Origin of the sequence: Cypionkella sinensis (genome assembly GCF_042646385.1) — a bacterium.
GTDB lineage: Bacteria > Pseudomonadota > Alphaproteobacteria > Rhodobacterales > Rhodobacteraceae > Cypionkella > Cypionkella sinensis.
In genome coordinates, this window is record NZ_JBHRTO010000001.1 from 1,985,412 (window position 1) to 2,007,517 (window position 22,106).

Annotated in this window: 21 protein-coding genes and 1 other RNA gene; 13 read left to right on the forward strand and 9 right to left on the reverse strand. The window is 61.9% G+C overall.

Features of this window, described 5'->3' with window-relative positions; translation table 11 throughout:
• Nucleotides 1-16 precede the first annotated feature (16 nt).
• Genes ACFOGH_RS09865 through ACFOGH_RS09880 form a run of 4 tightly spaced genes read left to right on the forward strand, consistent with a single transcriptional unit; the run spans nt 17 to nt 4,855 of the window.
• Entirely contained in the window at nt 17-1,468 is a 1,452-nt protein-coding gene (locus ACFOGH_RS09865) for an aldehyde dehydrogenase family protein (protein WP_380072900.1), read from the forward strand.
• Nucleotides 1,465-2,481 carry a membrane dipeptidase gene (locus tag ACFOGH_RS09870; RefSeq protein ID WP_380072901.1) on the forward strand — a complete coding sequence of 339 codons (1,017 nt, stop codon included), beginning with the start codon at nt 1,465-1,467 and terminating at the stop codon, nt 2,479-2,481. Before ACFOGH_RS09865 ends, ACFOGH_RS09870 begins: the two co-directional genes overlap by 4 nt.
• Complete coding sequence (locus ACFOGH_RS09875; protein ID WP_380072902.1) at nt 2,478-4,157, forward strand: hypothetical protein; 1,680 nt, start codon at nt 2,478-2,480, stop codon at nt 4,155-4,157. Before ACFOGH_RS09870 ends, ACFOGH_RS09875 begins: the two co-directional genes overlap by 4 nt.
• Nucleotides 4,154-4,855, forward strand: coding sequence for a DUF3726 domain-containing protein (locus ACFOGH_RS09880; protein ID WP_380072903.1), 702 nt, complete (start codon nt 4,154-4,156; stop codon nt 4,853-4,855). Before ACFOGH_RS09875 ends, ACFOGH_RS09880 begins: the two co-directional genes overlap by 4 nt.
• Nucleotides 4,856-4,890: 35 nt before the next feature.
• On the opposite strand, the gene ACFOGH_RS09885 is transcribed toward ACFOGH_RS09880, so the two are convergent.
• The 5 genes from ACFOGH_RS09885 to ACFOGH_RS09905 all read right to left on the reverse strand — a co-directional run bounded on the left by ACFOGH_RS09885 (nt 4,891) and on the right by ACFOGH_RS09905 (nt 8,822).
• Complete coding sequence (locus ACFOGH_RS09885) at nt 4,891-5,757, reverse strand: PfkB family carbohydrate kinase (protein WP_380072904.1); 867 nt, start codon at nt 5,755-5,757, stop codon at nt 4,891-4,893.
• Between the two features lie 11 nt (nt 5,758-5,768).
• On the reverse strand, nt 5,769-6,647 hold the full coding sequence (locus tag ACFOGH_RS09890) for a MurR/RpiR family transcriptional regulator (protein WP_380072905.1): 879 nt from the start codon (nt 6,645-6,647) through the stop codon (nt 5,769-5,771).
• A gap of 18 nt (nt 6,648-6,665) precedes the next feature.
• On the reverse strand, nt 6,666-7,661 hold the full coding sequence (locus ACFOGH_RS09895; protein ID WP_380072906.1) for a sugar phosphate isomerase/epimerase family protein: 996 nt from the start codon (nt 7,659-7,661) through the stop codon (nt 6,666-6,668).
• Between the two features lie 163 nt (nt 7,662-7,824).
• Nucleotides 7,825-7,922: signal recognition particle sRNA small type (gene ffs / locus ACFOGH_RS09900), an RNA gene on the reverse strand.
• 63 nt (nt 7,923-7,985) lie between these two features.
• Complete coding sequence (locus tag ACFOGH_RS09905) at nt 7,986-8,822, reverse strand: zinc-ribbon domain-containing protein (protein ID WP_380072907.1); 837 nt, start codon at nt 8,820-8,822, stop codon at nt 7,986-7,988.
• Between the two features lie 162 nt (nt 8,823-8,984).
• Between ACFOGH_RS09905 and ACFOGH_RS09910 the strand changes: the two genes are divergently transcribed.
• From ACFOGH_RS09910 to ACFOGH_RS09935, 6 genes are all read left to right on the forward strand, one after another.
• Nucleotides 8,985-9,656, forward strand: coding sequence for a cell division ATP-binding protein FtsE (locus ACFOGH_RS09910; protein WP_380072908.1), 672 nt, complete (start codon nt 8,985-8,987; stop codon nt 9,654-9,656).
• Complete coding sequence (locus ACFOGH_RS09915; RefSeq protein ID WP_380072909.1) at nt 9,653-10,555, forward strand: cell division protein FtsX; 903 nt, start codon at nt 9,653-9,655, stop codon at nt 10,553-10,555. The genes ACFOGH_RS09910 and ACFOGH_RS09915 overlap by 4 nt, the downstream gene beginning before the upstream one ends.
• Nucleotides 10,555-11,280 (forward strand): lysophospholipid acyltransferase family protein, encoded by a 726-nt coding sequence (locus ACFOGH_RS09920; protein ID WP_380072910.1) that lies wholly within the window; start codon nt 10,555-10,557, stop codon nt 11,278-11,280. Before ACFOGH_RS09915 ends, ACFOGH_RS09920 begins: the two co-directional genes overlap by 1 nt.
• The gene (locus ACFOGH_RS09925; protein ID WP_380072911.1) at nt 11,277-11,612 is read left to right on the forward strand and encodes a TfoX/Sxy family protein; all 336 of its coding nucleotides are present in this window, start codon (nt 11,277-11,279) and stop codon (nt 11,610-11,612) included. The genes ACFOGH_RS09920 and ACFOGH_RS09925 overlap by 4 nt, the downstream gene beginning before the upstream one ends.
• Nucleotides 11,613-11,681: 69 nt before the next feature.
• A complete protein-coding gene (locus ACFOGH_RS09930; protein ID WP_380072912.1) occupies nt 11,682-12,293 on the forward strand; it encodes an MSMEG_1061 family FMN-dependent PPOX-type flavoprotein in 612 nt (203 codons plus the stop codon).
• A 142-nt stretch (nt 12,294-12,435) separates the two neighbouring features.
• On the forward strand, nt 12,436-14,139 hold the full coding sequence (locus ACFOGH_RS09935; protein WP_380072913.1) for a calcium-binding protein: 1,704 nt from the start codon (nt 12,436-12,438) through the stop codon (nt 14,137-14,139).
• 95 nt (nt 14,140-14,234) lie between these two features.
• Here ACFOGH_RS09935 and ACFOGH_RS09940 read toward each other — a convergent pair whose 3' ends face one another.
• A complete protein-coding gene (locus tag ACFOGH_RS09940) occupies nt 14,235-15,194 on the reverse strand; it encodes an acetyl-CoA carboxylase carboxyltransferase subunit alpha (RefSeq protein ID WP_380072914.1) in 960 nt (319 codons plus the stop codon).
• 151 nt (nt 15,195-15,345) lie between these two features.
• Between ACFOGH_RS09940 and ACFOGH_RS09945 the strand changes: the two genes are divergently transcribed.
• Nucleotides 15,346-16,179 (forward strand): AraC family transcriptional regulator, encoded by an 834-nt coding sequence (locus ACFOGH_RS09945; protein WP_380072915.1) that lies wholly within the window; start codon nt 15,346-15,348, stop codon nt 16,177-16,179.
• Between the two features lie 207 nt (nt 16,180-16,386).
• On the opposite strand, the gene ACFOGH_RS09950 is transcribed toward ACFOGH_RS09945, so the two are convergent.
• The gene (locus tag ACFOGH_RS09950) at nt 16,387-17,346 is read right to left on the reverse strand and encodes an L-malyl-CoA/beta-methylmalyl-CoA lyase (protein WP_380072916.1); all 960 of its coding nucleotides are present in this window, start codon (nt 17,344-17,346) and stop codon (nt 16,387-16,389) included.
• 314 nt (nt 17,347-17,660) lie between these two features.
• Between ACFOGH_RS09950 and ACFOGH_RS09955 the strand changes: the two genes are divergently transcribed.
• Nucleotides 17,661-18,521 carry a D-amino-acid transaminase gene (locus tag ACFOGH_RS09955; RefSeq protein ID WP_380072917.1) on the forward strand — a complete coding sequence of 287 codons (861 nt, stop codon included), beginning with the start codon at nt 17,661-17,663 and terminating at the stop codon, nt 18,519-18,521.
• 39 nt (nt 18,522-18,560) lie between these two features.
• Here ACFOGH_RS09955 and ACFOGH_RS09960 read toward each other — a convergent pair whose 3' ends face one another.
• The gene (locus ACFOGH_RS09960) at nt 18,561-19,622 is read right to left on the reverse strand and encodes a calcium-binding protein (RefSeq protein ID WP_380072918.1); all 1,062 of its coding nucleotides are present in this window, start codon (nt 19,620-19,622) and stop codon (nt 18,561-18,563) included.
• Between the two features lie 131 nt (nt 19,623-19,753).
• Nucleotides 19,754-20,491, reverse strand: coding sequence for an N-formylglutamate amidohydrolase (locus ACFOGH_RS09965; protein WP_380072919.1), 738 nt, complete (start codon nt 20,489-20,491; stop codon nt 19,754-19,756).
• A 132-nt stretch (nt 20,492-20,623) separates the two neighbouring features.
• Between ACFOGH_RS09965 and pyk the strand changes: the two genes are divergently transcribed.
• Nucleotides 20,624-22,072: a pyruvate kinase gene (gene pyk, locus ACFOGH_RS09970; RefSeq protein ID WP_380072920.1), complete on the forward strand. Its 1,449-nt coding sequence runs from the start codon at nt 20,624-20,626 to the stop codon at nt 22,070-22,072.
• Nucleotides 22,073-22,106: the final 34 nt, after the last annotated feature.

A 22,106-nucleotide genomic window follows, 5' to 3' on the forward strand; every position in this document is an offset into this window, starting at 1 on the left:
GCAAAAAGGAAGACCCATGACGATTGAAACGCGCAACCGTATTGCGGGCCGCTGGCAAGACGGCGCAAGCACCGTCGAGAACCGCAATCCGTCTGATCTGGGCGATGTGATCGGCCATTTTGCCCAAGCCAGTGCCGCGCAACTGGATGAGGCGATTGCAGCCGCCCGCGCGGCCCAGCCGATCTGGTGGGCGGCGGGGATTCAGAAGCGGCATGACGTGCTGATGGCGATTGGCACCGAGTTGATGGCGCGCGCGGCCGAGATCGGCACGCTTTTGGCCCGCGAGGAAGGCAAGACCTTGGCCGAGGGCAAGGGTGAGGTTTACCGCGCGGGGCAGTTCTTTACCTACTATGCCGCCGAGGCGTTGCGGGTGATCGGCGATCATGCCCAAAGCGTGCGCCCCGGCATCGAAATCGATGTGCGGCGCGAGGCGGTGGGCGTGGTGGCGATCATCAGCCCTTGGAATTTCCCGGTGGCGACACCTGCGTGGAAGATCGCGCCTGCATTGGCCTATGGCAATGCGGTGGTGTGGAAACCTGCCAACCTGACACCCGCCAGCGCCGTGGCATTGACCGAGATCATCACCCGGCAAGACATCCCGCCGGGGCTGTTCAATCTGGTGGCAGGGCCGGGGCGTGATGTGGGGCAAAAGCTGGTCGAACATCGCGGCATAGATGCGATCAGCTTCACCGGCTCGGTTCCCGTTGGGCGTGGTATCGCCGCGGCGGCGATTGCCAACATGACCAAGGTGCAGATGGAGATGGGGTCGAAAAACCCGATGCTGATCATGGACGACGCCGATCTTGATCTGGCGGTGGCCCACGCGGCAGGTGCTGCCTTTGGCGGCACCGGGCAGAAATGCACCGCAGCCTCGCGCCTGATTGTGCATGCGGGCGTCCATGACGCCTTTGTCGAAAAGCTGGTGGCGGCGGCGGCAGCGTTCAAGGTGGGGCATGCGTTGGAAGATGGCGTGCAGATCGGCCCGGTGGTCAGCGAAGCGCAACTGGCGCAGAATCTGGATTATGTCGCGGTTGGTCGCGCCGAGGGGGCTGAACTGCTGTGCGGTGGCACCAGATTGCAGCGCGCGACCGAGGGCTATTTCATGGCCCCCACCGTGTTTGCCGCCACGCGCAACGATATGCGGGTAAACCGCGAAGAAATGTTCGCGCCGATCACCTGTGTCATCAAGGTAGACAGCTATGCCGAGGCGTTGGCCGTGGCCAATGACAGCGAATTCGGCCTGACCGCAGGGATCATCACCCGCAGCCTTGCCCGCGCCAACCACTTCCGCGCCAACATGCGGGCGGGCTGTGTGATGGTCAACCTGCCCACCGCGGGCACCGATTACCATGTGCCATTTGGCGGGCGGGGTGCGTCGAGCTTTGGCCCGCGCGAGCAGGGGTCTTATGCGGCGGAATTTTATACCTCGGTCAAGACTGCCTATGTGGCGGCGGGGGTGCCGGAATGAACCTGCGCCCCGCACCCCGCATTGACGGCCTGCAATATGCCAACTGGTCCGAGAAAATCTTCCGGCAGTTGCGCAGCGGTGGGGTGGATGCGGTGCATGTCACCATCACCTATCACGAAACCTTCCGCGAAACGGTGCTGAATATCGAGACCTGGAACCGCTGGTTTGAGCGGTTTCCCGACCTGATCTTTCAGGGCCGCACGGCTGCCGATGTGCAACTGGCCCGCGCGACCGGGCGCACTGCGATCTTCTTTGGCAGCCAGAACCCCAGTTGCATCGAGGATGACATCGGCTTGGTCGAGGTGCTGCACACGCTGGGCCTGCGCTTTATGCAACTGACCTACAACAACCAATCGCTGCTGGCGACCGGCTGCTATGAGGCCGAGGATTCCGGCCTGACCCGGATGGGCCGCGCCGTGGTGGCCGAGATGAACCGGGTGGGCATGGTGGTGGACATGAGCCATTCTGCCGTACGCTCCACCCTGGAGGCGATCGCCCATTCCACCCGCCCGATTGCGATCACCCACGCCAACCCCGCCGCTTGGCACCCCGCGCTGCGCAACAAATCCGACAAGGTATTGCAGGCCTTGGCAGAAAGTGGCGGCATCTTTGGCTTTTCGCTTTACCCGCACCATTTGAAAGGCGGCTCGGCCTGTTCGGTGCAGGATTTCTGCCAGATGATCGCGCGCACTGCGGACAAGTTTGGCATCAGGGCTTTGGCGATTGGCAGCGATCTGTGTCAGGATCAGCCGGATTCCGTGGTGGAATGGATGCGCTCGGGCCGCTGGACCAAAGCCGTGGATTACGGCGAAGGCAGCGCCAGCGCCCCCGGCTTTCCGGCCATGCCGGTCTGGTTTCAAGACAACCGCCACTTTGGCGCCATTGAGGCGGGGCTGTTGGAGGTTGGCATGTCGCAGGCAGAGGTAGCGGCAATCATGGGCGGTAACTGGCTCGATTTCTTCGCGCGCAGTTTTAGCTCTGTCGCGACAAGACAGGAAAGGGCCGCTGAATGATCCCGCATCCGCATGCCACCACGCCTGATCTTTCCGCCTACATGCGCCCGCCCGCCCAAGTGATGCGGCTGGCGCGGATGGGCAGTGCGCACCCGACGCGGTTGTCGTTTCTGCGCGCGGTGCTGCGACGGATGGTTGCCGAGGGCTGGCGGTTTGACCGCCCGGTCTGGGACATGGATGCCAAAGGCGTGGGCCGTGCCGTCTACCGCGCCATCGGCCCGGACCGCACCTATAGTCTGGTGGCTTTTGGCCATGATCTGCCTGATCACATGCGATCAGATCGGGTGATTGCAACCGCGTGGGATGCGACCTTTGCGCTGTTTGATGGCACCCCCGATGCCGCTGACCTTGATCGGCTTGCCGCCAACGTGCCGCTGCAAGAGGCGGGCCGGGTTTCATCGCGAGAGCTGTCGCTGAGCCGCGCCAACCGTTCGGTGCGGCTGTTTCAGCATGTGGTGGACCGTCTTGCGCAAGGCCAGCAACCCGACGCCGCCGAGATTGATGCCGTGGGCTATCTGATGCGCACAACAGCCGTCTATGGCTCGGGCAAGTTCGGTGCCGCCGACCGCACCCTGATCGCAGATCGCCCGGAACTGAGCGGGCCGTTTCGGGCCGAGATGCTGTCGGTCTGGCTGACCCGTGCCTTTACCGTTGATCTGGTGGAGCATATCGCTGCCATCAAAGGTGGCGATCAGGCGGTGCGGCTCGATCGCAACTTGCGCAAACGCTTTGGCGTTGGCAATTCGACCGGGCTGGGCATGGCACCGTTTCTGGTGCGCCATCCGGTGCTGTTGAACAACTGGATGCAAGCGCGAGAGCACGCACTGGCACGGGTGCGCGCCCAAGCCTCTGCCACATCACAAGCCATCGCCGGGCTGCAGGGCGCGCTGACACAGGCGCACCAAAACGCCGCCACCTGGCATTCTGACCATCCGATCCAGCAAGCCAAACTGGCCGATCTGCGCCAAGATCTGTCGCACATCGCGGCCGCGTTGCAGCATTTCCCCACCGGCGCGCAGCCTTGGAACCAGCTTTGGCTTTGGGGCGAAACCGCCCTGTCGCTCGAGGGGCAAGAGGCGCTGCTGGCGATGATGCTGGAACCGCATGGCGCTCTGATCGACGATCTTGCCGAAACGATGAGCGCGGATGAAGCCGCGCGCTTTACCCTTGACGGCAGCATTTCGGTGGATGCGTTCCGCGCGGCGTTCACGCAGTACTATGCCTGGGCGCTGGCCACGGACGACACAGCCCCCCGCGACATCACCCGGTTCTGGTATGTCTCGGAAGAAAAGCTGGAACCCCGCATCGGCGCGCGGTTCGACGAGCCGGGGGCTGCGTTGGAACAGCCTTTGGGCATCGCGCAAATGGCCGTCGCCATGGCCCAAGACCTTGGGCGCTGGCCCGGTGCGCTGCCGCTGGCGACCTTCCTGTTGGCACATCCCGAGCATCGCTTGATGGCGCGCCGGGTGCAGCAGGCCACCCCCTGCCCCTACGCCGAAATTCAAGACAATCTGCTGGCCGCCGATATGCTGCCGATTGATCTTTTGCGCTGCAAATTGGCGTTTTTCGGTGCCAGCCATTTTGATCCACGATCAGACAAATGGGTGCGGATCAGCCTGTATAAGGGCGAAGTCTTTCCCGATGATCTGACCCCCGCAAGCGATAACGAGCAATGACCCGCCAGATGATGTGCACGCAGGATAGCGGTGACGCGAAAGCCGTGATCCTGTCGCAGAACGAAACCGAAAGCCTGTGCATGAAGGCCGCGCGCGGGGCAGGCTTTAGTTGGGGGCTGGCCGAGGAAGCCGGTGTTGCGGCGGGCTGGCTGGCCGCGCGCGGGCTGGACGCCACCCCGAACCTGTTGGCGTATCTAACCCAAAGGTCGCAAGCAGAGGATTGGGGCAGGCCCGTGCCGCAACCCGGCCATTGGCGCAGCGCGGGGCAAATGCCGCTTTGCCCGATCACTTTGGGCGCGGCGCTGACAGATAGCGCGCGGCTGGCCGATGGCCCGTTCAGCCGTGATACCCGGCTTGATCCTGTCGCCGCGCCGATCTTGCTGCTGCCGTTTCTGGCCCGCGCCGCACAAATCTGCGGCAAGTCCCTGGCGGCGGTCTGGCCAGAGGGGCGGTTGCAGATCGCCCCAGACGGCAGCTTTGATCGCCAAGCTGCGCATGAATGGCGCGGGCACACCCAACTTGCGGTGACGATCAGCACTGCCATCGCATTGGATGTGCCGCAGCCGCAGCCATGCGGATTGCCGATGGTTTCCCAGAGCGTGCTGGATGGCCTTAACGCCTTCGCGCTGAAAACAACGGTGCCGGCCACGGACGAATCCCGCCGGGGTGCGGGAAGCGCCACGACGGACAATGACTAGGGCCAAGGGGCGAAAAGTGGCGCAAGCCTTGGCCGCTAGCTTTGCCCCGCCACATGCCGCGCGGCGGCTTGCGATGCGGTCGCGCTGGCCTCGGCGATGTTGGCACCCCGGCACAGTGATGCGGCCAGAGCGCCGATAAAGGCATCGCCCGCGCCGTGGCTGCTGACCATTGACACCTTTTCGGCAGCGATCTGAAGGCAGGTATCTTCGGGCGTCCAAACCGCAAGGCCCTTTGATCCGGCGGTGACGATCACACAGTCAAACCGCGCGGCGAGTTGCTGGGCGGCCTCGCAGGCGCTGGCAAGGCAGCAGACCTCGGCCGCGCCCATCATCTCGGCCTCAACCGCATTCACCACCAGAATGTCGATCAGCGCGGCAAAGCTGCGCGACAAAGGGCGGAAGGGGGCGGCGTTCAGGACTGTGCGGATGCCGCGACGGCGGGCCTCGGTTGCGGCGGCAAGGTTGACGGCCTCGGGCACTTCGTTCTGCAAGATCAGCAAGTTGACTCCCGCCCACAGCGCATCATCTGCGGCCCAAGCCGGATCAATCAGCGCGTTCGCCCCGGAAACGATGGTCGCCGCATAGTCCCCCGCGCTGTCTTGCAGCGCCACGCTCATGCCCGAGCCTGCGCCTTCAACTAAGCGCACAGCGCGGGCATCGACGCCGCCTGCGATCAGGCCTGCGGTCAGAAAGCGGCCAAAATCATCATTCCCCACAGCCCCCAGAAACCGCGCGCTCGCACCTTGCCGGGCGCAAGACACTGCCTGATTGCCACCCTTGCCGCCGAATTTCGGATACCAGCGGTGGCCTACGGCAGTCTCATCCCGGCGCGGCAAATGATCGGCCTCGACCATGATGTCATAATGCAGACTGCCGACGACAAGAACGATTCCAGTGGTCATATGCGGTATCCCTACAGCTTTCGTTTCGCCTGCACCGCGCGCATGGTGCGGGACAGATTGGCATCTGCGGCGGCGCGGTCGCGTTGCGCCACGGCGACGAAAAGCGCATCCAGCAGGTTCAGTTGCGCAATCCGCGCGGTGGCGTTTTCGCCCAGGAGCGGGTTGTTCTGCGCCGTAGAACACAGCACCACATCCACCATCCGCGCCAGCGGGCTGTCGGCATAGTTGGTCACGGCAATGGTCCAGGCGCCATTGCTGCGCGCCAGTTCCACCGCGTCGATCACCGCCGAGGTGGTGCCGGAATGCGAAAACGCCAGTGCCACATCGCCTTGCCCCAGCAAGGACGCCGACATTGCCATCATATGCGCATCATCGAACACCTGCGTGCGGATGCCGATGCGCAGAAACTTGTGGCTGACATCACGGGCGATCTGGGCCGAGCCGCCAAGGCCGTAAAAGTCGCGCACACGCGCGCGGTGCAGGAAATCGGCGGCGCGCTCAAACGCGGCAAGGTCCAGAATGGCAAAGGTTTCTTCCAGCGCCTGCATTGCGGTGCGAAACACCTTCTGCACGATCTCGCCTGCGGTATCCGCAGGCCCGATTTCCGAATGCAACGCCGCGGTGTCGGAACTGTAATAGGCGATCAACCCCTGCCGGAAATCGCGAAAACCCGCAAAACCCAGCTTTTTCGCGACCTTGACCACCATCGCCTCGGACACGCCCGAACCCTGCGCCACATCGCGCAGTGGCGTGGCGGCGTCGATATCCTTACGCGCCAAAATATCGGCGGCGACCTTACCCTCCAACGGAGTCAGGCTGGGCAAGCGCATCCGTATCTGCGCCCCAACCGCGCGTGCATCTGCCATATTGCCGCCACCCTCAACACGCATCTGTATGATTCCGTAAAGTCAAACCGCCAGCGCGCCCTTGGCCGCCGCCAACCGTGCGATGTTCTGCGCCACAACCGGATCTTGCTGCGCCTGCGCTTCTGCCAAAGCGTTATCGCCCGCCATCGCCGTAACCCCTGCAAGCAATCGGCGGACGGTGCGGATATTGGCAGCACATTCCGCCACCGGATCAAGGCCCGAGGCATCGGGGAAGGTGTCAAAATAGATCGCACCCTCAAAGCCCGCGCGATGCACTTCGCGCAGCAGTTCCAGCGTGGCAAATTCATGCACCGAGGCCACCATCAGCCCATCATCGCGCTTGGCGTAACCATCGTTCAGATGCAGGCCCAGCAGCTTTGATTTGCGCGCAATCAGCGCGGCGGCAAAGGCGGGCTGTTCATCGGCGTAAAGCGAATGCGCAAAGTCGATCGTCACGCCAAGGTTGCTTGCGCCCACTTCGGCAATCGCCAGCAGCGTCGTGGCGGCATCGTTCAGGATGCTGTAAGCCCTTGGTTCATTGGGCTTATATTCAATCGAGATCATACAGTCAGGATCATGCGCGCAGACCTCGGCGATGCCGTCAATCTCGGCCTGCCAGAGTGCTGCATAGTCGCACTGAAAGGCGTAATCATAGCCATCCTGCCCCAACCACAGCGTCATCATCGGCGCGCCCATCGCACGGGCTGCGTCGATGCCGCGCTTGGTCAGATCAATCGCTTCGCGCCGGATCGCCGGATCGGGATGGGTGAAGGCCCCCAGCTTGAAACCGGGGTTAGTGTAGTAGCGCATCGCCAGACCCGAGACATTCAGCCCGCAATCGCGCACCATCCGCCCGACCGCAACCGGATCTTCGCCGACATGATCGGGATAGTTCAGGTCCAGCTCGGTCAGGCCCTCCACCGTGGCGGCGCGCCGGATCATCTGCTCCAGCGTCGGCTTGCCCGCCTGCCCCGGCCAATAGCTGCCCGCGCCAGAGGCGAAGGAATTGATCCGGGTGGCGAAACGGCTTCCAAGCATGGTGATCTCCTATTTACTTCACAATAACGAACAAACTTGTAAAGTAAAGGAGTCGTTATGCGCGCATAGCACAGCAGATTACACCGCGCGCGCGTGCAGGGCCAAAGTCCAACGCAACCGCCGCGCCGAGCGATGGCCTGCATAACAAGTATTTAGGGGAATAGGGTGAGAGGCTGACAACGACCCAAGCGGGGCTCGTTACGGCTGCTTCCTTCCGGACCTGACCGGGTTGGCGAGGCGCTTACCCGCGCCAACCTCTCAAGGCTGCATATAGGGCTGCGCCGCAGGATTCGCAAGGCTTCGCGCAAAGCTGATACCAAAGGATCAGGCCTTGCTGCCCGCCAGCCCTTTCAGAAAGCCGATGGCCGATTTCAGCGCGCCATCCAGCCAGACCCGCCCCGCATCCACCGCCGCGACATAGGCCTGCAACACGCCTGCCGCTGCCGGGAATTGCTGCTGCAATTTGGGGGCCATCACATAGGCCGCCAGCAGGGCCACCGCCACCACCAGCATCAGCACAAAGCCCGAGCGGAAGCCGGATTTCCGCGCCCCGGTGTCATCCATGCTTTCCGCGATCGCCGCAGATGGACCGCTGCGCTTTTCGCTGCTGGCGCGCAGGGTCGAGTTGATTTCTTCGATCTCGGGCAACATCTCGCGCCGGGTCTGTGGCTTGGCCACCACCTCGGGCTCGCCCTTCAGCCGTGCCAGCCGCCGCGCGACCGCACCCACACCGGCAGCCGGTTGTTCCAGCCCCAGTTCGGGCTGTGTCTCCACCACCGGGGCTTCGATCTTGCGGGCCTCAACCTCGCGCGCGGCTTCCTCGCGCAACACTGCCAGCACACTTTCGTCAATACTGCGCAAAGCAGGTTCCGGGGCGGGTTCCAACTCGGGATGCGGCGGTGGATCACTCTCATCCGCGTCGTCAGCCATGTCGTGCGGTGCGGGGTCTGCGACGACAGATGCGGGCACCGCGGCAACCGCAGCTATGGGCGGCGGCGCGTCAAACAACGCTTCTTCGGCGGCCAGTTCAGCCTCGACATCCGGCGAAAGCTGAAACCACGCATGCCCGCAGTTCGAGCATTGCACATCACGCCCCCCATCGGGGATTGCCGCCGCATCAACCTCGTATTCCGCATCGCAATTCGGGCAAACAAGACGCATTTTTGGGGTCCGGGGTCATTTCACTGTGGAGCGCAGGGAACTTGTAGCAACGAAGCAACCATTCTGGAAGCCTTTGTGGCAAATCTTGGGCCGAACCGATTGAATCCGTTGCCACCTTGGGCAATGGTGCAACGCAATATGCCCCAGACAGGATGAAACCCGGTGATTGCCTTCGACAATGTGGCCTACAGCTACGGCGGGGGCGAATTGCTGTCCGAGATCACGTTGCGCTTGGCACCCGGCTCGTTCCACTTTCTGACCGGGCCGTCGGGAGCGGGAAAATCCACCTTTCTGAAGCTGTGCTATGGCGAGTTGATGCCCAGCGCCGGCCGCATCACGTTGTTTGACCGCGAGGTGCGGTCGCTCACGCGCGATGACATCGCGCTGACCCGCCGCCGGATTGGCATGGTGCAGCAGGATTGCCAATTTCTCGATCATCTGCCGCTGGCGGCAAATGTGGCGCTGCCGCTGACGGTGGCGGGCAAAGCATCGGTCCCGCAGGATCTGAGTGATCTGCTCAGTTGGGTGGGGCTTGGCCAGTTGGCCGATGCGCTACCGCCTTCGCTGTCAGGGGGCGAGCGGCAACGCGCCGCCCTTGCCCGTGCCATCATCATCGGCCCCGATGTGGTGCTGGCGGATGAACCCACCGGCAATCTGGATTGGGAGATGTCGCTGCGGCTGCTGACGCTGCTGGTCGAGTTGAACCGCATGGGTAAGACCGTGCTGATCGCCACCCATGATCTGAACCTGATCCGGCAAGCGAAATCGTTGGTGGCAGCAAGGGTGCTGCGGATTTCCAAACGCCGGGTGCAACTCGCCGGGGCCGATCTATGAACCTGCTGGCGCTGGTAAAACCCGACCGCAAGGCAGACAGGCAGGCCGACCGCGTCGTTCCACCATCCGGTCACACCGCATGGCTGACTTCATTCACCGCAGGCGCGATGGCATTTCTGGCGGTGTTCGCGCTGGCGCTGTCGCTGGCTGCAGGGCGGTTGGCGGATCGCTGGTCAGACGCGCTGGAGCGCACGGCGACGGTGCGGCTGTCTGCCCCCGAAGACCAGATGGATCTGCAAACCAAGGCTGTGCTGGCGATCCTGTCCACCACCCCCGGCATCGCCTCGGCCCGCGCGATGACCGATGCCGAACAGCGCGCCCTGCTGGAGCCGTGGTTTGGCCCCGATCTGCCGGTGGATGCGCTGCCGCTGCCCCGGCTGGTCGAGATCACCGAAAGCGGCGCGGGCTATGATGGCGAAGGCTTGCGGCAACGGCTGGCGGCAGAGGCCCCTGGTGCTGTGCTGGATGATCACACCCGCTGGCGCAGGCCGCTGGCGGTGGCGGCGGGGCGGCTGCGGCTGCTGGGCCTTTTGTCGATCGGGCTGATCGGCACGGCGACGGCGGCGATGATCACGCTGGCGGCCTCTGCCGCGCTGGCCGCCAATGCGCAAGTGGTGCGGGTGCTGCGGCAAGTCGGCGCGCGCGATGCCTATATCGCCCGCGCCTTCGTGCGCCGCTTTACCCTGCGCGCGATCTCAGGCGCGGCGGTTGGCACGGTGCTGGGCATGATCGGCGTGGCGCTGCTGCCTTCCACCGATACCGCAGGCGGATTTCTGACCGGGCTTGGCTTTCAGGGTTGGGCGTGGTTTTACCCGCTGGCGCTGCCGCCGCTTGTCGCCGTTGTTGCCTTTGCAGCCACCCGCGCCGCCGCGTTCCGCAAACTTCGGGAGCTGACCTGATGCCGAAACCGATCCAATGGCTGCTGTCGCTGGTGTTTATCGTGCAGATGTATCTCGCGATGCTTGTGCTGGGCATCGTCTATCTACCCTATGCTCTGCTGCACCGTGACGGCGCGGTCGCCGCCTGCCATGCGTTCTGCACTTGGGTGCGCTTCAGCCTGCGTGCGATATGTGGCCTGCGCACCGAAGTGCGGGGGGCGGTGCCTCAGGGTGAGGTGTTGATCGCGCCGAAACACCAAAGCTTTCTTGACATCATCCTGATCTATGGCGCCCTGCCCCGCGCCAAGTTCATCATGAAGGCCGAATTGCGCTTTGCCCCGATCCTTGGCTGGTATGCGCTGCGCATCGGCTGCGTTCCGGTCAATCGCGGCAAGCGCGGCGCTGCGATCACCAAGATGATGGCGGATGTGAAATCGGGCCTCGCCCGCCCCGGTCAGTTGATCATCTACCCGCAAGGCACCCGCGTCGCCCCCGGCGAGGTGCTGCCCTACAAGATCGGCACCGCAGCGCTTTACAGTCAGTTGGGCCAACCCTGCGTGCCGGTCGGCACCAATGTCGGCCTGTTCTGGCCCAAACGCGGCATCCTGCGCCATCGCGGGCTGGCGGTGGTCGATTTCCTGCCCGCCATCCCGCCGGGCCTGGGCAATGCCGAATTCATGGCGCTGCTGGAGGCACGGGTTGAATCCTCGTCTGACGCGCTGATGGCAGAAGCGGGCTATAAATGAGCACCTCTGCCGCCACCATCGACCATCTGCTTGACACCATCCCACTGCGACTGACGGTCAAGAAGATGTTTGGCGAATATGCGCTCTATCTTGATGGCATCGTCGTGGCCTTTGTCTGCGACGACACTTTGTTCATCAAACCCACCCCCGGTGCCAATGCGATCCTGCCCGATGCCGAGCGTGGCCCCGCCTACCCCGGCAGCAAGGATTACATCATCGGCTCCGAAGCCCTCGACGACCCAGATCTTTGCGCCCGTGCCCTGCGTGCCGTCGCCGCCGACGCGCCTCCGCCCAAACCAAAGAAACCGAAAGCCGCCAAAAAACCCACCTAAGGTCATCCTCTCTGCCCAAATATCCCCGCCGGAGGCTTCCATACCCGGCCCCATATCCAAAGGCCTGCCATGTCTGCCCCCACCTGGATCAACACCCTCGACGATCTGCACACCCATTACGGCACCCCCGGCAAACCCGCGCTGGCGAAAGTCACCGCACATCTGACCCCCGCCTATGCTGCCTTCATAGCCGCCTCGCGGTTCTGCATCCTGTCCACAGTCGGACCCGAGGGCACAGATGGCTCCCCGCGTGGCGATGAGGGGCCGGTGGTGGTGCCACTCGATGCCGAAACCCTGCTGATGCCCGACTGGAAGGGCAATGAGCGTATCGACAGCCTGCGCAACATCATCCGTGATGGCCGCGTCAGCCTGATCTTTCTGGTCGCAGGCTCGACCACCGCCGTCCGCGTCAACGGCCATGCGAAACTCACCGCCGACGCCGATCTGCGCGCGCGGTTTGATCGGGGCGGTGTGCAACCGCGCAGCGTCATCGTGATCCGCGTGGCTGAGGTCTATTCGCAATGCGCCCGAGCGCTGCAACGCTCGGCCCTTTGGACAACGCCGCATGCCGAAAACCTGCCTACACCGGGGCAGATGCTACAAGACGCCACTGCAGGCGCGATCAACGGTGCCGAATACGACGCCGAACGCGCAACCCGCGCGCATCTGGGTTGGTGGTGATCCCTCAGCATCCCTGATCCATCACGGGCCGATCTGCCACGGCCCGGAACGCATTCGCGAACTTGTTTGCAGCAGGCCACTTCTGTGCTAGCCTGTCTTTATTGATTTTTTTCATCGCATATTTTCAAAAGGTATAGATCTCATGGTGACTTTCACCTTGAACACCGACAGCACACGCGGGCTTTTTGTCGGCAATGCAGATCCCAACATCGTCGATTGGCTGATCATCACCGGCAGCGCCTACACCGCCCCCGCCGGGCAATTTGCCCTGACGATTTCGTTGGAGGATTTCAGCCCCGGCGCCGCGCCGAACCACTCGATTGTGACGCTCAGCGCATGGTCGGGCAACCTGAAATCCACCTTGTTCAGCATCAACTACACCGGCTACATCGATAACGTCATCGGCAGCGCGGGCGGTGATCAGATCATCGGCCATGGTGGCGGCGCGGTTGGCAACTACATTCAGGGCGATGATATTTTCGATGCAGGCGGCAACGACTGGATCGACGGCAAAGGCGGCAACGACACGCTGCTTGGCACGGGTGGCTCGGATACAATTTACGGCGGCGATGGCAATGATGTGCTTTTCGGCGATTGGGATCTGACAGCACAAGATCAAGGCAACTTCGCCACCGGGTCCGATCAGGTGTATGGCGGCTCTGGCGATGATACATTGAACGTCGATCAAGGGGCCGACACGCTGGACGGTGGCATCGGCTATGATTTTCTGAACTACTCCGGTTTTTTCGACGATTTTGGCAACACCAGCTACCGCGTCACCGTAAACCTGACCACCGGCGTCGGCACGGTATATGGCACTGACACTTTTGATCTGACGACCTCAGTCTATGGCACGCAAACGGTTTCGGGGTTCGAGCATGTGATGCTGACCGCGGGAGACGACGTGATCTATGCGCAGGCACCGGCCTCGGTGCTGTTCCCGCCGACGATGTGGATTGAGGGGCTGGCCGGCAACGACAAACTTTATGGCGGCAATGCGCAGGATCTGATTTATGGCGGCACCGGCAATGACACGCTGCGCAGCGGCAGCGGCACGGTCAGCAACGGCCTGACCGATTTTCTCTATGGCGGCGTGGGCAATGACACCTATGTGCTGGATGGCGAGGCAATCCCGCTGGAACATACGGATGAAGGCATTGATCTTGTGCAGATCAACTACCTGACCACCTACACGCTTTTGCAGGATTTCGAAAACCTCTCCTTGCTGACGGCTGCGGGGGCTTCAGGTGGCACGGGCAATGCGCTGGCAAACACCATTCTCGGCAATGGCTTTGACAATCGGCTGTTGGGGGCGGCGGGCAATGACACGGTGTCGGGCGGTGCGGGCAACGACTTTGTGGATGGTGGTCTCGGAAATGATCGGGTTAGCGGCGGCAGCGGCATTGACAGGGTTTACGGTAGTGCGGGCAACGATTTTCTGACCGGCGATGTGGGCAATGATATCCTCTATGGCGGCGCGGGGCTGGATACGCTTCAGGGCGGCAATGACGCCGATCTGTTGCAGGGCGGGCTGGGCAGCGATCTGCTGTATGGCGGGGCCGGGGCGGATCGCTTCATCTTCGCCAGCGCCGCCGAGGCCGGGTTGGGCGCGCAGCGCGACCGCATCATCGGCTTTGTCAGCCATGAAGATCGCCTGAACCTGCGGGCTATCGCGGCAGGACAATCCTTTATCGCCAGCGATCCGTTTGAAGGTCATGCCGGTCAGGTGCGTTATGATGCGGCGACCGGGCTTTTGCAGGGCGATGTCAACGGCGACGGACGCGCCGATTACGAAATCAGCCTTGGCGTGGGCACTGTTTTGGCCGCGGGCGACCTGTTCCTGTAGCGCAACATGGAAAAAGGGTTAAGGCGACGTGAACGCGCAACCTTAACCCTTTGATTTAGCGTCAGTTCGCAATGGTCCCGAGCCGGGACCTCAGCTTATGCAGCCAGACCCTTGCTGCCCATATCGAGGAATTTCTGCCGACGATCCTTGATCAAAGCCTCGGGCTTCTTGCCGGACAATTCCTTCAGCATGGTCTCGATGGCCTTGCCGACCGCCTCGATGGTCTCTTTCCGCCCGCGCTGCGCCCCACCCAAGGGTTCTTTCACGATGCGGTCGATCACGCCCAGTTTCTGCAAATCCTGCGCTGTCAGCCGCAAAGCCTCGGCGGCCTCACGCATCTTTTCGGCGTCTTTCCACAGGATCGAAGCACAACCCTCCGGGCTGATCACCGAATAGACCGAATGTTCCAGCATCGCGATCCGGTTCGCCGTGGCAAAAGCCACCGCCCCACCAGAGCCACCTTCACCGATCACCACCGAGATCAGCGGCACGCCAATCTCCAGACATTTTGCGGTGGACCGCGCAATGGCCTCGGCCTGCCCGCGCTCTTCGGCGCCCTTGCCCGGATAGGCACCGGGGGTGTCGATCAGCGTGATCACCGGCAAGCGGAAGCGATGCGCCATATCCATCAGGCGGACCGCTTTGCGATAGCCTTCCGGGCGGGCCATGCCGAAATTCCGCTCGATACGGGATTTGGTGTCGTTGCCCTTCTCATGCCCGATCACCATCACCGGCTGATCGTTGAAGCGGGCAAGGCCGCCCATCACCGCATGATCGTCAGAAAACCCGCGATCCCCAGCCAAGGGGGTGTATTCCGAGAACAGCGCCTCGATATAATCCTTGGAATGTGGCCGTTCGGGGTGGCGGGCGACCTGACATTTCCGCCACGGCGTCAGATCCTTGTAGAGATCCTTCAGCAACTGATCCGCCTTGCGGTCCAACTGCTCGGCCTCTTTGGTGACATCCATCCCGGTGTTGCTGCGCGCCATCGCGCGCAATTCTTCGGCCTTGCCTTCGATTTCTGCCAAGGGCTTCTCGAATTCGAGGTAGTTCATCGCGCACTCCATGCCGGGCAAGGCCCTCTATATGGCCGTGTAGCAGAGAAAATGCAACCAAGCTGGCGGGCTTCGGCCACAGGCTGCACATCCGCAAGATTTGCAATACGCTGGCATGGCATCAGGGCTGGGTGATGCAAGGGCGGATACGATGACGCAGACCTATGAAGCCAGAATGATCCGGGTGTTGGATTACATCCACGACAACCCCGCAGGCGATCTGTCGCTGGATACTTTGGCCGATGTGGCAGCGCTGTCGCGGTTTCACTTTCACCGGGTGTTTCATGCCCTGATGGGGGAGACAGCGGCGATGGCAGTGCGGCGGATGCGGATGTATCGCGCCTCGGTCGCCTTGGTGCAGACCAAGGCCCCTTTGGCCAAGATCGCCCGCGCCGTGGGTTACCCCAACCTTGCATCCTTCACCCGCAGCTTTGCCGAGATTTATGGCACACCCCCGGCAAGCTTTCGCGCCAAGGGCGAGCTGCGTCCCCTGCCACCGCTGTTCAGAACAGGAGAAGCTTTGATGTATGATGTGGAAATCCGCCATGACCCCGCCCGCAGGCTGGCCGCAATGCCGCACAAGGGTGCCTATACCGAGATCGGTCGCGCGTTTGAGAAGGGCGGCGCGGTGTTGGCCGCGCGCAAATTGATGGCTGCCTGTGGCGGCATGGTCGGGGTGTATTACGATGATCCCTCGGCGGTGAGCCCAAACGACTTGCGCAGCCATGCCGGGTTTGAAATCGGCGCGGGCGCGATTGAGGCGCCGATGGAGGAAGTCAACCTGCCAGCCGGTCGTCATGCCGTGCTGCGGTTCAAAGGGCCGTATTCCGGCCTGAGCGCCGCCTACACCCAGCTTTACTGTGACTGGCTGCCCGCATCCGGCGAAACGCCTGCCAATAGCCCGGTGTTCGAGGTTTATCTGAACACGCCAATGGACGTGCCCCCCGAGGAGTTGCTGACAGAAATCTGCCTGCCGCTGGCTTGATCAACCCATAGCGGCCCGATTGCGCAGGGCCCCAAAAACAGCACAGCCCCGTGGCTGACCACGGGGCGTGCATCCTCCCGCTGTTGCGACATTGGGCCTCCTCTCCCACTGCCGCACGGGTATTTCAGGGCATACTGTCGCATGCCGCAGCGTCACATTGGCGTCACATATCCAGCGAGTCAACACTATCTTTAGCGCGCTGAAACATTAGGCGGCAGCGATCATTTCTGCTTGTTTCACGATCACTTCGGCTTGTTTGATCGAGGCAATGTCCACCAGACGGCCCTTGTAAACCGTGGCCCCCTCACCGCGCGCCTTGGCGGCTGCCATGGCAGCCAGAATCTCACGCGCCTCCGTGACTGCCGTTTCAGACGGTGTGAAAACCTCGTTCGACAAGGCCACCTGTTTCGGATGGATCGCCCACTTGCCAACCATCCCCAATGTGGCCGAGCGCAGCGCCTGCGCGCGGAAGCCGTCGTCATCCGAGAAATCGCCGAACGGGCCATCGACGGGCAGAATACCATGCGTGCGGCAGGCGGCGACGATGGATGCCTGCGCCCAATGCCATGGGTCGGACCAGTGCTTCACACCTTCGCGCAGCATGTAGTAATTTTCCTGCGTGCCACCGATGCCGGTGGTCTGCATCCCCATGCTGGCGGCGAAATCGGCAGCGCCAAGGCTCATCGCCTGCAAACGCGGGCTGGAGGCGGCGATTTCTTCGACATGGGCGATGCCCGCGGCGGATTCGATGATCACCTCGAACGCAATTGGCTTTACGCGGCCCTTTGCGCGCTCAATGGCTGTCACCAGCGCATCCACCGCATAGACATCTGCGGCACAGCCCACCTTGGGGATCATGATCTGGTCCAGACGCGGGCCGCATTGTTCCAACAGGTCCACCACATCGCGATACCAGAACGGGGTGTCGAGGCCGTTGATTCGCACCGACAGGGTTTTCTTGCCCCAGTCGAGCGTGTTCACGGCTTCAATGATATTGGCGCGGGCTTGGTCTTTGTCGGTGGGGGCGACGGAATCTTCCAGATCAAGGTTGATCACATCCGCAGCCGAAGCCGCCATCTTCGCAAACAGCGGGGGCCGCGATCCGGGGCCGAACAACTGGCAACGATTAGGGCGCGCAGGGGGGCTGGGTTGCAAACGGAAGGACATTTCGGCCTCGCAAGGATATTTCCATATAAGTCACACGTTTGGTATATTGTTGCGCCACCAGTCGCAAGGTGAATTTGCAGGCGCAGCATTTTCGCTGCGGCGGCGCAGAGCATTGCCGCGCCAACATTCGAATTTTCTGCGAAAAGTTCAGGTCAATACCGCAACTGGCCGATATATTCATCGCGAGATAGATAATATACAGAACAATATTCCAACTACCGCCATTTTCCCGCGCAATCCTTGCAAAGTTGCGCCGCGATCTTGACCTTCACCGGCTTCTGCCGGAAGGCTGCGCGCGGAATAAGGGGAATGACATGACCAGAACCGTTTACCTGAATGGCGACTATCTGCCGGAAACCGAAGCGAAAATCTCGATCTTTGACCGGGGTTTCCTGATGGCGGATGGCGTCTACGAGGTGACATCGGTGCTGGATGGCAAGCTGATCGACTTTGGTGGCCATTGTGTGCGTCTGGCGCGCAGCCTGTCGGAGCTGGAGATGCAGAACCCGCACTCGGATGCCGAATGGCTGGCGATCCATCGCGAATTGGTGGCAAAGAACGCCATCACGGACGGCATGGTCTATCTGCAAGTGACGCGCGGCAACCCCGGCGACCGCGATTTCGCCTATCCGTCCGAGGATGTGACGCCGACGGTGGTTCTGTTTACGCAGAACAAGCCGGGACTTGCCGACAATCCGGTGGCGAAGGTCGGCTTCAAGGTGATCTCGATCCCCGATATTCGCTGGGGACGGCGCGACATCAAGACGGTGCAGCTTCTCTATCCGTCGATGGGGAAGATGGCGGCGAAAAAGGCCGGGGTGGATGACAGCTGGTTTGTCGAAGAAGGCGTGGTGACAGAGGGCACCTCGAACAACGCCTATATCGTCAAGGGCAACAAGATCATCACGCGCGCGCTGTCGTCGGACATTCTGCACGGCATCACCCGCGCAGCCGTTCTGCGGTTCGCGGTAGAAGCCCAGATGGAGGTCGAAGAACGCGCCTTCTCGATTGCCGAGGCGCAAGCGGCGGATGAGGCCTTCATCACCTCGGCCAGCGCTTTTGTGATGCCGGTGGTCGAGATCGACGGCGCAAGCGTTGGGACGGGCAAGCCGGGCCACATCGTAGCCCGGCTGCGCGAGATTTATCTGGACGAGATGCGCAAGGCGGCGGTTTAGCGTTTGCGGCGCGTTGCCTTCAAATGAAGGCAACGCGCTTTAATCGGCTACTCTGACAATATTGTCAGCACCAAGCTGGTCTTGCGCGACATTCATCAGTCGCGCAACAATATCCGCGCCAACATAAACCAATGTGTTGTCACCCGTTGTATCCGCCTCAAAGCGAATAGTTTCTTGCGACGCACTGTCGATATGCACCTGCAATACGTCATCGGCAGGGGTGAAGTCAGTGATGGTTGGCGCGCCAAAGCCGTCGATCACCTCAAACGTATCCGCGCCCGCATCTCCGGTCAGGCTATCATCCGCGTCCCCGGACAATGTATCTGCGCCGTCGCCACCGAAGAGTTGTGATTGGCTTTCACCGTTGGGATTTATCGCGGAAAGCTCATCGTCGCCGGTTCCCCCGAACAAAACGTCATTGCCGACATCATCGCTGAGAGTATCGTTGCCCGCGCCGCCTGCAAGCGTGTCATCGCCATCGCCACCCAACAGGCTGTCATTGCCATCACCGCCCAGCAGACTGTCATAACCCTGGCAGCCATCCAGCGAGTCGTCGCCCGCACCACCGTCTAGGCTGTCGCGGCCATAGCCGCCGAACAGATGATCGCTGCCTGCGCCTGCTGTCAGAGCATCGCGACCGGTTTCGCCATAAAGCCAGTTATCGCCATCCTCGTCGATTATCACATCGTTGCCACCGTCGCCATGGATCGTGTCATCGCCAGATGACAAAGGCGGCGTTTGCACCGCAAGATTGCCAGAGAAATCGTCGCCATCGCCCAGATGGATCAGGTCATTGCCGCCGCCGCCGGTCAACTGATCATTGCCAGCGCCACCGTCCAACGTATCATCCCCGCCGCCGCCAGTGCCGCGATCATCGCCTTCGCCGTAGTTGACCACATCATTATCGCCAAAGCCGTTGATGAAATCATTGCCGCCTTGGCCATTTATCGTGTCGGCACCATCAGTGCCAAATAGCGAGTCATCACCCTGCGTGCCGTTAATTTCATGCTGCGGTTCGGGATCGTCGGTTTTGTCTTCGTGATCAGAACCACTGAAAGCAAAACCCAACAACGGCAAAGCAAGCAACAGCAGAAATTCCATCCGGGCACCCATCAAATTCACTCTGAACCAGACTAAGAAACTGGAGGCCTATCCGCGTCAAGTTTTATGGAAAATTCGGGTAAAATTGATCACAATTTCAGTAGGATGGCAGAACTGTTTCCAATGCAGCACTATTCCACCAGCCCAGCCAAGACTTCGGTCAGAATCGGTGCCAGCCGCTGCGCCCATGCCTTCTGCTCGGCTTCTGTGCCGATCAGATCATTGCGCAGTTCGATCAAGGTGTTGTGCCGCCCCCGTTGCAACGCGTGCTTGTCAATTGCATCGCCGGGAAGATGGCCCGCGTAGGGCTCGTTATCACCGATGCACAGATCGGTCTCGGCATGCAGCCGTGCAATCAGCGGTTTCGAGAACCGCTCATCCAGATGGCTATACAGCACGCCGACATGCCAAGGTCGCGGCGGGCGGCCTTTCAGGCAGGGCGTGAAGGAATGGATCGCCAAAATCACCGTATCAGGCTGGCGCGCGGCCAAACGGGCATAGGCGGCATGGTAAGGGCGGTAGAGCGTGTTCAGACGCCGTTCGGTTTCGGCGGCATCAACGTGGCGGTTGGCGGGAATGATCGTGCCGTCATAGAGCTTCATCACCAACGTCGGGTCGTCCTCACCGCGATTGGGATCAATCACCAGCCGCGAAAAATCCGAAGCAATCACCGGGCTGTCCAGCGCCTCGCCCAACGCACGCGCCAGACCCAAAGCCCCGACATCATAAGCAATGTGGCGCGCCATATCGGCCTCGGATATCCCCAGAGAGCCGCCCAGATCATCCGGCACGCGGTTGGTCGCGTGATCGCATGTCACCAGCCAACGCCCCGGCCTGTCTTCGCCCCAAATCGTAAATGCCATGCTCATTCCGTCACAATCCATCAACTTCCGACATTTATGCTACCGCTACCAAATCCGCCAGTTGCTCCGCGCGCCAGTTTGATCCATAAGACGCGCGGCCCACCACGAAAAAATGAACGCGACGAAAAGGAACAAGGCATGAGACGCCTTCGGAACGTAAAGATCGTGGCCACTCTGGGCCCGGCCTCCAGCGACTATAAAATGATCCGTGCGCTGTTTGAAGCTGGGGCCGATGTGTTCCGTCTGAACATGAGCCACGGCAGCCATGCCGAACAAGCCGCCCGCCATGCCATCATCCGTCAGGTGGAAAGCGACATCGGGCGTCCGATTGCGATTCTGGCTGACCTTCAGGGGCCAAAGCTGCGCGTCGGCACTTTTGCCAATCCGGCGGGTGAAGAATTGGTGGAAGGCGCGGCCTTCCGCATGGATCTCAGCAGCACGCCCGGTGACGCAACCCGCGTGCAACTGCCGCATCCCGAGATTTTTGCAGCGCTGGAACCCGGCGCAAGCCTGCTGGTGAACGACGGCAAGATCCGCGTGCGCGTCAAGGATTGCGGCAAGGATTACGCCAATTGCGTGGTCGAAGTCGGCGGCGTGATCTCCAACCGCAAGGGCGTCAACGTGCCCGACGTGGTGCTGCCGCTGGCCGCCTTGTCGGCCAAAGACCGCGAAGATCTGGAATTCGCCTGCGAGTTGGGCGTGGATTGGCTGGCATTGTCCTTCGTGCAGCGCCCCGAAGACGTGCTTGAGGCGAGGCAACTGGCCAAGGGACGTGCGGCGATCCTGTCGAAGATTGAAAAACCCGCTGCGGTGAAGGCCTATGACGCGATCCTGCAAGTGTCGGACGGCATCATGGTGGCGCGTGGCGATCTGGGTGTGGAACTTCCCGTCACCTCGGTGCCGCCGATCCAGAAACGCCTTGTGCGCGGCGCGCGCGCTGCGGCCAAGCCGGTGATCGTGGCAACGCAAATGCTGGAATCGATGATCGAAGCGCCGGTGCCGACCCGCGCCGAAGTCTCGGACGTGGCGACCGCGATCTATGAAGGCGCGGATGCGATCATGCTTTCGGCCGAATCGGCGGCGGGCAAGTATCCGATCGAAGCCGTCACCACGATGAACAACGTGGCAATGTCGGTCGAAAAAGACCCGACCTACCGTCAGGTGATCGAGGCCTCGCGCCAGGTGCGGCGCGAAACCACCGCCGACGGCATCGTGGCCGCAGCACGAGAAATCGCCGAAGCCACCAACATCAAGGCGATTGCCTGCTTCAGCCAAACCGGCACCACCGCGTCGCTGGTGTCGCGTGAACGCCCGCAGGTGCCGATTCTGGCGCTGACGCCGCTGATGTCCACGGCACGGCGGATGTCGCTGACTTGGGGTCTGCATTGCGCCATCACCCCACCGCAAGACCGCTTCAAGGGCGCCGTTCTGGCGGCTGTGAAAGTGGCACGGGATGACAATTTTGCCGCGGTCGAGGATATGATCGTTGTCACCGCCGGTGTGCCGTTCAACGTCAAGGGCACCACCAACATCCTGCGTGTTGCGCCTTGTGACGAACGGTTGATTTCCTTCAGCGAGCCAGAGTAACCTGAGTGCGGGCGTGATCGCCCGCATTTCATAG

Excerpts from the sequence above, each read along its gene's own strand:
- ACFOGH_RS09865 (WP_380072900.1), top strand. The coding sequence starts at position 17 with ATGACGATTGAAACGCGCAACCGTATTGCGGGCCGCTGGCAAGACGGC.
- ACFOGH_RS09870 (WP_380072901.1), top strand. The coding sequence starts at position 1,465 with ATGAACCTGCGCCCCGCACCCCGCATTGACGGCCTGCAATATGCCAAC.
- ACFOGH_RS09875 (WP_380072902.1), top strand. The coding sequence starts at position 2,478 with ATGATCCCGCATCCGCATGCCACCACGCCTGATCTTTCCGCCTACATG.
- ACFOGH_RS09880 (WP_380072903.1), top strand. The coding sequence starts at position 4,154 with ATGACCCGCCAGATGATGTGCACGCAGGATAGCGGTGACGCGAAAGCC.
- ACFOGH_RS09885 (WP_380072904.1), bottom strand. The coding sequence starts at position 5,757 with ATGACCACTGGAATCGTTCTTGTCGTCGGCAGTCTGCATTATGACATC.
- ACFOGH_RS09890 (WP_380072905.1), bottom strand. The coding sequence starts at position 6,647 with ATGCGTGTTGAGGGTGGCGGCAATATGGCAGATGCACGCGCGGTTGGG.
- ACFOGH_RS09895 (WP_380072906.1), bottom strand. The coding sequence starts at position 7,661 with ATGCTTGGAAGCCGTTTCGCCACCCGGATCAATTCCTTCGCCTCTGGC.
- ACFOGH_RS09905 (WP_380072907.1), bottom strand. The coding sequence starts at position 8,822 with ATGCGTCTTGTTTGCCCGAATTGCGATGCGGAATACGAGGTTGATGCG.
- ACFOGH_RS09915 (WP_380072909.1), top strand. The coding sequence starts at position 9,653 with ATGAACCTGCTGGCGCTGGTAAAACCCGACCGCAAGGCAGACAGGCAG.
- ACFOGH_RS09920 (WP_380072910.1), top strand. The coding sequence starts at position 10,555 with ATGCCGAAACCGATCCAATGGCTGCTGTCGCTGGTGTTTATCGTGCAG.
- ACFOGH_RS09925 (WP_380072911.1), top strand. The coding sequence starts at position 11,277 with ATGAGCACCTCTGCCGCCACCATCGACCATCTGCTTGACACCATCCCA.
- ACFOGH_RS09930 (WP_380072912.1), top strand. The coding sequence starts at position 11,682 with ATGTCTGCCCCCACCTGGATCAACACCCTCGACGATCTGCACACCCAT.
- ACFOGH_RS09935 (WP_380072913.1), top strand. The coding sequence starts at position 12,436 with ATGGTGACTTTCACCTTGAACACCGACAGCACACGCGGGCTTTTTGTC.
- ACFOGH_RS09940 (WP_380072914.1), bottom strand. The coding sequence starts at position 15,194 with ATGAACTACCTCGAATTCGAGAAGCCCTTGGCAGAAATCGAAGGCAAG.
- ACFOGH_RS09945 (WP_380072915.1), top strand. The coding sequence starts at position 15,346 with ATGACGCAGACCTATGAAGCCAGAATGATCCGGGTGTTGGATTACATC.
- ACFOGH_RS09950 (WP_380072916.1), bottom strand. The coding sequence starts at position 17,346 with ATGTCCTTCCGTTTGCAACCCAGCCCCCCTGCGCGCCCTAATCGTTGC.
- ACFOGH_RS09955 (WP_380072917.1), top strand. The coding sequence starts at position 17,661 with ATGACCAGAACCGTTTACCTGAATGGCGACTATCTGCCGGAAACCGAA.
- ACFOGH_RS09960 (WP_380072918.1), bottom strand. The coding sequence starts at position 19,622 with ATGGAATTTCTGCTGTTGCTTGCTTTGCCGTTGTTGGGTTTTGCTTTC.
- ACFOGH_RS09965 (WP_380072919.1), bottom strand. The coding sequence starts at position 20,491 with ATGAGCATGGCATTTACGATTTGGGGCGAAGACAGGCCGGGGCGTTGG.
- pyk (WP_380072920.1), top strand. The coding sequence starts at position 20,624 with ATGAGACGCCTTCGGAACGTAAAGATCGTGGCCACTCTGGGCCCGGCC.